General features: G+C 51.6%; 12 protein-coding genes and 1 pseudogene. All 13 read right to left on the reverse strand.

The features are described 5' to 3' along the window. Nucleotides 1–740 (reverse strand): glutamate-5-semialdehyde dehydrogenase (locus ABYT30_RS08935; protein WP_373096084.1); only part of this gene is annotated, 740 nt, incomplete at its 3' end. A gap of 141 nt (nucleotides 741–881) precedes the next feature. Continuing rightward, nucleotides 882–1499, reverse strand: a complete 618-nt coding sequence (locus ABYT30_RS08940) for an LON peptidase substrate-binding domain-containing protein (protein ID WP_373080941.1) — start codon at nucleotides 1497–1499, stop codon at nucleotides 882–884. Beyond that, on the reverse strand, nucleotides 1492–4059 hold the full coding sequence (locus tag ABYT30_RS08945) for an RND family transporter (RefSeq protein ID WP_373080942.1): 2568 nt from the start codon (nucleotides 4057–4059) through the stop codon (nucleotides 1492–1494). Before ABYT30_RS08945 ends, ABYT30_RS08940 begins: the two co-directional genes overlap by 8 nt. A gap of 65 nt (nucleotides 4060–4124) precedes the next feature. Next, entirely contained in the window at nucleotides 4125–4727 is a 603-nt protein-coding gene (locus ABYT30_RS08950; RefSeq protein WP_373096086.1) for a flavin prenyltransferase UbiX, read from the reverse strand. After that, nucleotides 4727–6106: a UDP-N-acetylmuramate:L-alanyl-gamma-D-glutamyl-meso-diaminopimelate ligase gene (gene mpl / locus ABYT30_RS08955; RefSeq protein WP_373096095.1), complete on the reverse strand. Its 1380-nt coding sequence runs from the start codon at nucleotides 6104–6106 to the stop codon at nucleotides 4727–4729. Before mpl ends, ABYT30_RS08950 begins: the two co-directional genes overlap by 1 nt. Nucleotides 6107–6217: 111 nt before the next feature. After that, a complete protein-coding gene (locus ABYT30_RS08960) occupies nucleotides 6218–7471 on the reverse strand; it encodes an alginate export family protein (RefSeq protein ID WP_373096088.1) in 1254 nt (417 codons plus the stop codon). A gap of 545 nt (nucleotides 7472–8016) precedes the next feature. Then, nucleotides 8017–9036 carry a TonB family protein gene (locus tag ABYT30_RS08965; RefSeq protein WP_373080947.1) on the reverse strand — a complete coding sequence of 340 codons (1020 nt, stop codon included), beginning with the start codon at nucleotides 9034–9036 and terminating at the stop codon, nucleotides 8017–8019. Then, a complete protein-coding gene (locus ABYT30_RS08970) occupies nucleotides 9033–9545 on the reverse strand; it encodes an ExbD/TolR family protein (protein WP_373080949.1) in 513 nt (170 codons plus the stop codon). The genes ABYT30_RS08965 and ABYT30_RS08970 overlap by 4 nt, the downstream gene beginning before the upstream one ends. Next, entirely contained in the window at nucleotides 9542–10126 is a 585-nt protein-coding gene (locus ABYT30_RS08975) for an ExbD/TolR family protein (RefSeq protein WP_373080951.1), read from the reverse strand. Before ABYT30_RS08975 ends, ABYT30_RS08970 begins: the two co-directional genes overlap by 4 nt. A gap of 9 nt (nucleotides 10127–10135) precedes the next feature. Further along, nucleotides 10136–10780 carry a MotA/TolQ/ExbB proton channel family protein gene (locus ABYT30_RS08980; protein WP_373080953.1) on the reverse strand — a complete coding sequence of 215 codons (645 nt, stop codon included), beginning with the start codon at nucleotides 10778–10780 and terminating at the stop codon, nucleotides 10136–10138. A gap of 49 nt (nucleotides 10781–10829) precedes the next feature. Next, nucleotides 10830–11114, reverse strand: a complete 285-nt coding sequence (locus ABYT30_RS08985) for a hypothetical protein (protein WP_373096090.1) — start codon at nucleotides 11112–11114, stop codon at nucleotides 10830–10832. Continuing rightward, entirely contained in the window at nucleotides 11111–11635 is a 525-nt protein-coding gene (locus tag ABYT30_RS08990) for a tetratricopeptide repeat protein (RefSeq protein WP_373096092.1), read from the reverse strand. Before ABYT30_RS08990 ends, ABYT30_RS08985 begins: the two co-directional genes overlap by 4 nt. Nucleotides 11636–11696: 61 nt before the next feature. Further along, nucleotides 11697–12352: pseudogene (locus ABYT30_RS08995) on the reverse strand (hypothetical protein); the annotation flags it as partial.

The following is a 12352-nucleotide window of genomic DNA, read 5'->3' on the forward strand; positions in this document are numbered from 1 at the left end:
GCAATCGCCAGCGCTTTTACCGGGTCAGCGGCGTCATCAATATAGACATGGCAAATACCGTCGAGATGTTTGATAACAGTGACGGTAGCATCGCGAGCAATACGCTCAATTAGCCCCTTGCCGCCCCTAGGCACCACCACATCAACAAACTCAGGCATGGTGATCAGTTCACCCACCGCCGCGCGATCGGTGGTTTCCAATACCTGAACCGCATGCTCGGGCAAACCAGCAACCTTTAGACCTTCGCGTATACACGCAGCCAAAGCCTGATTTGAGTGAATCGCCTCCGACCCGCCGCGCAAAATAGCGGCATTGCCAGATTTCAGACACAGACTGGCGGCTTCAACCGTCACATTGGGCCGGGATTCATAAATAATACCGATGACCCCGAGTGGCACCCGCATCTTGCCAACCTGAATACCACTGGGCCGGTAGTTTAAATCGGTGATGGCACCAACCGGGTCGGCCAGCGCGGCGACTTGGGTCAGACCTTCAATAATACCGGCAATACCAGCGGTATTGAGCGCCAAACGATCGAGCAGCGCTACGTCGAGGCCTGATGCCTCACCTGCGGCAAGGTCTTTGGCATTGGCGGCAAGAATGTCCTCACGCTGGGCGTCTACCGCCGCGGCGATAGCCAGCAGGGCACGATTCTTAACGCCAGTATCAGCCGCCGCCACCAGTCGCGATGCAATACGCGCCTGACGACCCAACTGATTCATATACTGCTTAATATCCATGAGCCTTCCAATCCTCTCACCTCCGCGCTACCGCAAAGGTCTATACCTGCTAATTCCCCTGTCGGAGAACGAAAAATGACCGCTAGTATAACGGATTGGAAAAGGACTCACTATCGACAATATGTACAGTCGGCCGCGCGCTCAGCTTGATAGCGAGTTTACGATGTCGTGAAGTGTATCCAAGCGTGCCAAGGGGTCGTCGATCCCAAGAATTTGATAGGCATCGGCAGCAGGCAACGGCAATAATTGCGCCAAACTATTGGCCAAAGCACCCGCCGTCTCGACATTCAACTGCATTCCTAAACGCTGAACATGAGGGTGCTCACCCAATTGCTGCAATAAATCGTGCAACTCACTACTGTGCGGTGGCAATGGCACATCCTCCGCCTCAATCACCCACCGCACACTACCAACATACAGGCCGGTCTCGTCTTGCCGAGCAGACACCAACTGAAACCGACGACGCCCTTCTACGACAACACCCAAAAGGCCATCCGGCAATTGATCCCAATCGGCGATATGGGCCTCGGTACCAATTAGCGCTAAAGTCGCCTGCCGCTCACCTGGTTTAAGCACCTCAGCTCCGCCTTCGGCCAACCAAACAATGCCAAAGCTCTGCTGATTACGCAGGGTATTGCGAATTAAGTCCAAATAGCGGCGCTCAAAAATCCGCAAACCCATGCGACCGCCTGGCAGCAGCACTGCGCTCAGCGGAAATAGCGGCAATTCTACTACCGCACTCAACGCTGACTCAGACATTAGCCTCCACAACCCCCTCGACAATCTTTTCTTGGCTACTCTCAGGGCCTAGCGGCTTAATTACCAATAGAAGTTTTGGCAGCAACAGCATTGCGCCCAGCAGTGCCGCCAGCATCGCCAAGCCCGTTAACAGACCAAAATAAATGCTCGGGGTAAAGTTCGACAAGGCCAAAATAGAGAAGCCGAAGATGATAATACTCGAGGTGTAATACATTGCCTTACCGATACTGGCATGGCAGCGGTACATAGTGGCCATGTAATTGCGGTCAGCCGGGAACTCCTGTTTAAAACGGTGCACATAGTGAATGGTATTATCCACGCCGATACCCACGGTAATCGCGGCAATGGTGATCGTCATCATATCCAGCGGAATACCCGCCAAGCCCATACCGCCCAATACTGCACCGGCTGCCAATAAATTGGGAGCCAGCGCAATAAGCGCCAAGCTCAATGAGCGGAACAAGACCATAAACATGGCCAGTATCGCCACAAACACCGCACTCAAGGTCATGATCTGCGAGGTGAACAGGCTTTGCAGCATATTATTGTATAAAACCAACATACCCGTCAGGTGGACTTGCTCAGGCGCAAAGCCCAGCTCATTCACTAAGTGGTCTTCAATATCACGCAACAGTTCATTGCGGTTCAAGGTCCGACTGGTTTCCTTCACCCGAATACTTATGCGCGCCTGATCGACTTCAGCTGACATATAGGGGTCAATCAAAATTGAGGATATCGACTCAGGCAATGAGCGCTGCGCCAGGGCCAATTGCAAGTCGTCGACATTACCCATAATGATTTGCATCAACTCATAGAAGGTCGACAGCGACAGTACCTTGCCGGTCTCAGGCAAACCGTCGACATAATCATGAACTGATTGAATGCGCTGCAGCCCTGCGACGGTAAACCATTCACTCTGGGCCGCGCCACCACCACCAAAATCATCACCAAAATCGTCACCGAAGTCATCGGCAAAATCAGTGCTAAAGTCGCCAAAATCGTCCTCTGCGGGCTTAGCTGGCTTCGCGGCGACGGGGTCTTTCTTAGGCAGATCTAAAATTATATCGAGGGGAATGGTCCCGCCCAACTCGGCATCGATGGTCTCCATACCCTGATAAATTTCAGTCGTATCGTGAAAATAATCAATAAAACGGTTTTCCACTTTGAGCTGGGTAATCCCCCAAACACTGAGCAGTAATAACGCGGTCGAAACCACCACTACCGTCCGACCAAAACGCTCAGTGGCGACCGCAAAATAGCGGGTAAAAGCAGCGGAATCGTCAGAGCTGCCTTTTTCATTGCGGCGCTTCATCAGCATCATGGCACACGGCATAACGAGGAAGGTCAACACAAGCGCCGACACCACGCCAATAGTCATCATCCAGCCAAAATCGATGACCGGACGAATTCCGCTCACCACTAAGGAGGCAAACGCCACCAAAGTCGTTAAGGTGGTGTACAAACAAGGCTTGGCCATAATCGCCGTGGTTTGCGAGACTAAGCTAAATTGATCCGCATCAGGCTGCGCCGCCGAATATTCTCGATAGCGCACCACCAAATGAATAGTAACCGACAGGGTTATTATCAGCAGCAAAGCGACGAAGTTCGCTGAGATAACCGTTAATCGCCAGTCGAGGAAGCTTAACAAACCCAGCATAAAGACCACGTTCAATACGCAAGTCGACAAGGGAATGAGCACCCAGCGCAGGCTGCGGAATATCACGGTCAACAAGGCAACAATAAACAACAATATGCCGGCGCCAAATACGCGCAAATCACTTTTAACAAAAGCAATCATATCCACCGCGATCATCGGCACACCGCCGAGGAACACCGTGGCGTCGCCGCGATAATCCTTAACGATGTCCCGTGCCAGAGCCACTAACTCGGCTTGCCGCTCATGGGACTCAGCGGTGTAATCCGCGAAAGTCGTCTCTAAGGCGTCCAACTCCGCCTGCTCCGCAGCGCTCGCACTTTGACTAGCCACCTTGGCGCGCAGTGCATCACGCTGATTCAGTAAGTCGTAGTAGCGTTCATCGCGCTTTATATTGACTTGAATCGCGGTGGTACTGCCGTCAGTACTCGTCAATAGCGACTTGTATATGGGGCTGGTGGCAAGCTCTTCACGCACCATATCCATATTGATATCCGGCGCAGTACTCAAGGTCGGAATCTCACCCGCAGTAACTTGACTCAAAGACACCCGTGGGCTTTCCAGTAGCGGCACATCCAATATCGAGGTCACGTTTGAGATATTGGGCAGTGTCGCCAAGCGATCCCGAAGCTCTGCAAGGGTTTGCAATTGCTCTGGGGCAAACAAGTCGCCCTTAGGCTGATACGTCACCAGCAAGAAGTCTTCTGAACCGTAGCGCTTACTGATCTCCCGGTAATACGCCAGCGACTCGTCACCCTCGAGTACCAAAGCATCAGCGGAAGCATCAAGTTGCAATGTCGGGATGTAGCTTCCCAACCAGCCGACTAGGGCGAGTAAAACGGCCAAAACCCAAAATGCATTACGCAGAATTACGCGCTGATACACAGACAATAACATTGCACTCATAGTTGTCCCTTAAGCGTCATCGTTTGCCGGATTGCCTACTCCGGTCCATTTTATAAAATCGATTATTATTCGCCCCAACGTGGCACGAGGTCCTGAGCCACGCCGAGGTGATCTAAAATTCGCGCCACCACAAAATCAATCAAATCCGCCACACTTTGCGGCTTGCGATAAAAGCCAGGCGATGCCGGCATCACTGTCGCGCCCATTTGCGTCAAACTGAGCATATGCTGCAGGTGAATTGCCGATAAGGGCATTTCTCTTGGCACTAGGATTAATTGCCGACGCTCTTTGAGCGCAACATCGGCGGCGCGTTCAATTAAATTATTGCTAGCGCCGCAGGCGATAGCAGATAGTGTTCCGGTACTGGCAGGGCACACCACCATCGAGCTCGGCGCCCCACTGCCCGACGCTACCGCCGCCATCCAATCTTCTGGGCCATGCACCTTAAGTTGTTCCGCCGTACATTGAAAGCGCTCGCACAAATACCGCGACAGCGCGGCAGGTTTAGCGGGCAAGGTTTCCTCAGTCTCTGTTGCCACGACCAACAAGGCCGCCTTAGAGATCATAAAATGCACTTCACAGCCGGCGGCCAATAGGCACTCCAGTAGTCGCAATCCGTACTGCGCACCAGAGGCACCGGTCATTGCTAAGGTTACTGCCTTCACCATTAACCCTGCTCCCAACGCTTGCGCAGTGCCGCGATAAGACGCTGGTGCACACCACCAAAACCGCCGTTGCTCATAATCACCAAATGATCACCCGCATTTAAACTCGCACTGAGCTCCGCAATCGTCTGCTCGAGATCGACACTTAGCCGCGCTGGTGTCGCGCTGCCAGCAATTACCGAATCCAGTGACCAATTAAGCCCCGGAGGCTGATACCAAATAACCTCATCGGCAAAATCTGTCGCTGGTGCCAAACGCTCTTTATAGATACCCATACGCATAGTATTGGAGCGCGGTTCTATTAACGCGACAATTCTTCCCTCACTCACTCGACCGCGCAAACCTTCGAGCGTTGTGGCAATTGCGGTGGGGTGATGGGCAAAATCGTCATATACCGAAATACCCGCGACGGTGGCCAGCAATTCCATACGCCGCTTAACGCCCTGAAATTGGCATAACGCAGCAATACCGTCCTTGGGTTGAACCCCAATATGATGGGCCGCAGCCAAGGTCACCAAGGCATTATTCACATTATGGGCGCCGGTGTGAGACCAATTCACGCGGCCCTGTAGCACGCCCTTATAGAACACATCGAACTGCGAAAAATCGCCGCTGAGCACCTTGGCCTGCCAATCGGCTGCCTGCGCCCCATCACTGCTGACCCGCTCCACCTCACTCCAGCAGCCCATGTCGAGCACTTCGTCTAAGGCCGATTCCGCCGCTGGTACGACAATACGACCAATCGCGGGCACAGTGCGCACCAAATGGTGGAACTGACGTTGGATAGCGGCTAAATCCGGAAAAATATCCGCGTGATCAAACTCGAGATTATTGAGAATGGCCGTAAAGGGGCGGTAGTGGACAAATTTCGAGCGCTTATCAAAGAAGGCACTATCGTACTCATCTGCCTCGATAACAAAAAAATCGGTATTACCAAGGCGCGCCGACAGACCAAAATCAGCGGGAACACCACCAATTAAAAACCCTGGCTGAAAACCACAGTCTTCCAAAACCCAAGCCAACATACTGCTAGTCGTGGTTTTACCGTGTGTGCCGGCGCAGGCCAGTACCCAGCGACTTTGCAGTACATTGTCACTCAACCACTGAGGACCAGAGGTATAAGGAATACCCCGATTCAAGACATGCTCGACCGCCGGATTACCTCTGGACATGGCATTGCCAATAATGACGAGGTCTGGCTCGGGAGACAGATGCGCTGCCTCATAACCCTCCATCAAGGTAATGCCTTGGGATTCAAGCTGGGTACTCATGGGCGGGTAAACATTGGCATCTGAACCGGTCACCGTATGCCCCAGCTCACGCGCTAGAATCGCCAGGCCACCCATAAAAGTGCCGCAAATACCCAAAATATGAAGATGCATATAGAAAAACGCCACACAGAATAGTCTGTGTGGCATGGTATCACTGCTCTCGCGCCAGCTCTACGCTAGCGCAGCGCATTGCGCGATTAGACCTTGCTCAACCTGCAGCCCTTAGAAAGCCGCGCTGAAGGTGAACCAAACTTTTTCAGTATCCATCAGATTCAATCCCCCGCCGTTAAAGCCAGTGCTATCACCAGCGCTATAACTCGCGTAACGCAGCTCCGCCGAATAAGGTCCCCAGCTCTTAGCGACCATAGCGCCGATTTCCGAGCCAAGATCGCTGTCGCCCGCACCATTGTCCTGTTCAGACTCAAAATCATGGTAGGCCACCAGCCACTTCACACCCATCACCGCACCACCCAAGGTGAAATAGGTATCACTGATACCTTCGCTGATATTGCCCAAACCTTTGTTTAAGAACATATCCGTCCAACCTTGAAATTTAAATAAGGTGGCCAACGGCGTAATGAAGAAGCCATCTTTATCGGCACCCAATACCTCGTAACCAATACCTAAGGTCAGCGGTGCAAGCTTATAGCTCGCCTCAGCAAGCATATAATCAGCGCTGTAGTCAGCAGGATTTTCGCCTGCGCTCTCTTGGCTCGCGTACTCAAGATTATAGGCGAGATCCCCGGTGTTACCCTGCCAGCGAACACCATAGGTATCCGTGTCCATACGCTTGAACCCGGCAAAATTATCATCGGTCTCTAGCAAATAGGCATAAGCGACGAGGGTACCTGCAGGTAAAGCATAACTGGCATTGAATAAGTGGGAATCCATCTCGGTATCACCCACCGCGCTAGCCTCACCAAAAATTCGGTTTACATTAGCGATATGGGCGTAACCCAAATTTAAATTTTCAATACTGCTATTGGCCACAGTAAAGGCATCGTAAGTCTGTTCGTTTTGGCGCCAGCCAACATGACCAACAAAGCGGTGGTTATCAAAGGTTAAGCGCTGACGGCCGTATTTAAATACGCTATTCCAATTGCTGTAAGCGACAAAGGCCTGATTTACTTCTGTACCCTCCGGATCAGCAATGAGCGCCTCTGAAGTCTTGCCATTGACACTGTCATTGGAATCCCCGGCAAAATTACTGACGTCATCAAACTCAATAAATCCGCTGAAACCATTAACGGCTTCGGTTTTAAAATTTACCCGTGTTTTTAAGGTTAGTGCGTCACCGGTTTTATTGCCGCCAGCGGCAACGTCCTCAGCAACCGACTCATAACGAAGCCGTAAATTTATATGGGCTTCGCCCTTGCTTAGTGCCTCTCCAATCGTGTCAGCCGCAAAAGAGGTTTGTGCTGCTGCACCCAATAAAGCAACGGAAATAGCCAAGGGCAATGATTTCATTTTCAGCATAATATGTCTCAATAAGGTAAATGTTTGTTAGGCAGATACGCACCGCAAACAATACTTGTCCTAATTAATTTGCGATATCTCCTGTACAGCAAACAACGGGCCATAAAAAAACATAATCCGAAAACCATATTTTTAATGCTTAAAAATCATAAGCTTACTAAGATAAAAATTTTAACATGTCACTATAAAGCACCATTAAAAATCATTTTCCTATTGACATAATTCTGTAATAATTCAAAAAGATGCACGAATGCACCAATTAAAACCATTGATAATTTTGCAAAATCTTGGCCAGCACCAAAAGATTGCATTAAATAAAAGGGCGTCATTCAAGATATTCAGCGTGAGCTTTCGCGCCAAATCAATACATAACAGTGCGCAATAGCCCGCCATGGTGCAGGCCCGTGAACGACGTTAATGCGGGAAGAGCATTAGGATTAAATTTGCTAAACCTAGTTTCAGAAAAGCTCAGTCTTGCCCAAGGCATTAGCGATAAGCCAACCGCCGGAGCTTAACTGTCCGCGACAACTCACTGCCGCGCGTAACTAAGGCACATAACTGATGGGATAATTGGGGTAGGTAAAAGCAGGAACAGACTTGGCCTCAAACTTCAACATCCGAACTCGCTGCAAAAGCTTTTGCTTTAAGTCGGGATTAAAAAAACTCGATGACACAATCTCACAATGACTAACTGAGCCATCGGCTTCTATGGTAATGCTCACTATCACCGTACCAGTACCAATCGTACTGTCTTTACGCGCGGCACGATTAAAAATAGTGTAAAAGGCTGTTTTGCTGCGATCAAAAGCGAACTGAATCTCCTCCAAGCTTCGCGACGGTTTTACATTTCCGCTACCACCCAAGCTACCCTTGGCCACCGAGCGCGCGGGGACTGCAGCAAGCGTCTCGGTGCGGTGACTACCCACTGCGGTACTCCCTTGGGCATCACTAACACTTCGCTCGGCAAACTCCCTGTGGCCCGCACTGGCTTTAACCGCCGATAGCTGTTTAGCCGTTGTCACTGATGACTCGCTCGTCACTAAATCGCGATCGCGAAGACTTTTTTCTGTGGCCAATACCCTGTCGCCGCTACCGCGCAAATGCGCTAACTGTTGACTAAAGGCCATAACCCCTGCCTGGGCCGCGGCCGCTTGCGCCGCCTGACGACGCGCGGCTGCCGCAGCGGCGTCTAGCACCTGCCGCTCCACAGCGACCGGCTTACTCACTGGCTCAACGATTGGCTTCGGCTTAGCTGGCGCGGTCACTTCTTCAGATTTCGGCAATGGCTTTGGCACTTCCGGCGGTGGCGCCGGCTTTACGATTGGCACCGGCAATAGCTCAAGGGCATAAGGCACCTCCGGCACTGCTTTTGATACCTCCGGGCGCTCAATTACCCACGACGTCAGCAGCAATAAACTTGCAACCAAAATACCCAGCACATTGCTGAGTATGCGTTTAAAACGACGATCCACTGCTACCGTGATTCCCCAGCAGTCCGCGCCCAATACCCCGTACCCAGCAAGTGATGATCCAGCGCTGTTCTGCGCGATAAGCAAAGTATTCATGCGCCACCTCCCGGTGCTATTTCACGCACAGCGAGGGATACCTGATCAAAGCCGGCATCCACACATGTCGCCAATATTTTTTTGAGTATGCGGTAAGGGGTTTTCTGGTCGGCGACAATATTAACGTCGCGGCCTAACGCCGCTTGCTCGTCAACGCCCGCTTCACTATCTGCCATTTGACCCAATGGGCGGAGTGCAGCGACTAATAAACTTAGCACCCGATCTTCAGATGCCAGCGCTTCATCAAGGCTCATAATACGCCGCTCGTCGAGTAGAATAGCGTTCTCACTCACCGCAACGGTCGCGGTGCGCTTGGCGTTATCACTGGCGATGGAACTTGGTAGAATTAAATTTTGATATTCGGGTATCACCTCCACCACCAACGCATTAACCAATAAGTAAAAAACTAAAATCGCGAAGATATCAATTAGCGACACGACATTGATCGCGACGTCGCGGTCACCGTCCTTAATTTTTCTTCTTAACTTTCGCTCCTGCCGTTTACTCATGGCCGCACTCCGGATTCCACCGCCGCGGCAACTGCGGCATCGCCCATCGAAATCAACGGAAACAGCGCCCTAGCACCGTCCGCGCCCACCACTCCTGAAGGATATTCGCGAACACTATCCATAACCGCCACAATATCGGCGTAGGCCACCTCCTCGGCGACAAACAATGCCACTCTGGACTCATCGGGATGATTCGCTTTTATTCCCACCAAGGACTGACTTAGTCCCGCCGTATCATATGCGTCGTCAATTTTCGGCAAGCTTTTTCGAAAACCAGTCCTACTCGTAATGACTAAATTATCGGCAAACAAACTGACCGCCAGAGTTAAGGACGGCTCGTCGCTACCCATTGATGGTTCCGCAAGCGACGGCAAACTTAGTTTTAAGGCGTGCAATTTACTCGCAGAAATCGATGAGCCAACTAAAAGAAAAAATACCAATACTGCAAATACATCAATCATCGAGACAATATTTAGCTCACCCTCTGGGCGCTGACGCAAACGTCGTTTCAGACGCCGCAAGCGACGCGAACTCCGCGCCCCTTCATCCCCTTCCGGTACGATCCCAAACATTGCGCTCATACTTCCCCCTCAATGCTGCAGAGATTTACTTCGACTAATCACAGTTACAAAGCGCGAGCAGGCTGACTCCAAGGTATCCACTAACTCCCCGGCCTGACTTTGCAAATAGGCGTGAGCAAATAGCGACGGGATCGCGACCATCAAACCAAACGCAGTACAACTCATCGCCTCAGAGATACCCGCTGACAGTAAATTAGCCTTCTCCACGGGATCGGCATTACCCAAGGCGCCAAAGGCGCCAATTAAACCCAACACCGTACCCAACAAGCCCAACAAAGTTGCAGCATTAGAAAATGTCGCCAAATAATGGGTACGTCGCTCAATCGCAGGAAGCAGGGCCATGAGCCCATCTTCAGTTGCGATCTCGACATCACTGCGCCGACTGTCAATGCGCACCTGCTCAAAGCCACAGCTCATAATATGGGCGACGGCGAACTTTGAATTGGCAATCAAGTCCTCTGCTTCACTCATTTTCCCGGCATTTAGCAATGGCCAAACCCTTGCCCAAAAGCGGCGATTATCCCTTAGTGCCTTACTCAGAAAAATGAAGCGCTCGATGCTTATCGCAATGGCAAGTGCCAACACAAGTGCAATGGGGTACATAAAGTGACCGCCATTATTAAAAAATTCGATGATGGTCGTCAGGATTTCCATAATTTTTCCTCAAAATTAAAATGTGATCAGCACAATCACGCCGCGCCACTCACCAATTATTACGCTGTAAACGCCAGTAACGATAAGCGCGGTGTGCCTGATACCATTGGGCGTAACGTTGAAATTCTTCCGGGTCAATTACCTGCGGGCTTTCATCAATGAGCTGCGGTGGTCGGTCAATATCGCTCACCGGTTCTTCACCCCAGGGCATCAAATAAAGACCCACCGGAGCTTCGCTTTCGCCGTGGACGGTGACGCCCATCTCCTGCCCTGCGGCAGCAGGTATAACTGCAGATAACGCCAAAGCTGAGGCAAAAACCTTTACACGGTTCATTTGTTCACCTGCGCGACATTAGCCGCCACTAAGTCATTGGCAGATTCCAACTCATAAATCCATGCACTCACCAATATGTTGTCGCCACCCGTCAGTTCATGATAACGACGGTAGTGCGCTAGCGCTGGGCCAGGATGTTTAAAGACCGTCTCGTAGAGTATGGCGATATTCAAATGGCTTGGTGCATAGTGCTCATTGATGGCCAGCGCCTTGTTATACCAGTCTAATGCACCGGCATAGCTGCCATTCTTGCCAGTAACAAAGGCCATCCAATTTAGCGCCACAACATTATTCGCATCCCGCTGCAACGCTGCGATAAAATACTTAGCCGCTCGCTCATAATTCTGTTGCCGAGCGGCGAGAATGCCCAGATTTGTCCACGGCCCCGCTGCCCGTGGATAAACCTCTGTCAATCTTACAAAGGCCTGCTCGGCGGCCTCGGTATCACCACTTTTCATTAGCGCCAGCGCGGCGTCAAATTCAGGCGGAACCAGTTTGTGCGCCGCCGAACTTACTTTCATTGTCGGCGCTCCAGCGCTACAAGCGACGATACTAAGCAGCGTCAACGCTATCGAAATAATGCTAATCAAACGAGCCATAGCTGCTCTCCAGTTCGGGCTGCTTTCCGTATTTTGCCGGGGCAAGTTCCGTCAATGCCCCGAGGCTTTTGCGCATACCTGCCGTCCACACGCCCTCGCGAACACGGGCGACATTGGTCTCAAATGCATGGATTGCCTTTTCCTCAAAGGGGTAGGCTTGCTCCTCCAACAGCAGTGAGTATTCTTCGAGCACATCACCCCGCAGCTCACGGGGCTTTTCCGATTTCATAAGCGCTATGGCGAAGTGCCGATATAGATCCCCTAGCTCATGGCCGGCAAGGGTCGTAATATCGGCAAAACCATAGGCGGCGGCACGAGCTAAACTGTCGATTGCCAGCTCCATCGCGCGCTGCCGGCGAGGTAAACTATCCGCGATGGGCAAACTCAATTCGACAGCATTGGCCTGGCGGACAGCAATCATCGCCAACTGCAAGCTGGCCTCGGCAGCGATTAATTGCGAGCCCAGCAGCGACTGCGCGGCGCGTTTATCGGCCGCTACGATGTCGTTCAACCACCGCAACTGCGTTTCGCTACGCGCGGCCGCTATATTGCTCAAGCGCTGACGAAATTGTTGAGCCTCCAGCAGTGGTTCTGGAAAGTGACTGACATAGTTTTCTAGCGCAGTTCGCTCCCGCGCCA

The organism is Zhongshania sp. (assembly GCF_041623545.1).
In the GTDB taxonomy this organism is placed as follows: Bacteria; Pseudomonadota; Gammaproteobacteria; order Pseudomonadales; family Spongiibacteraceae; genus Spongiibacter.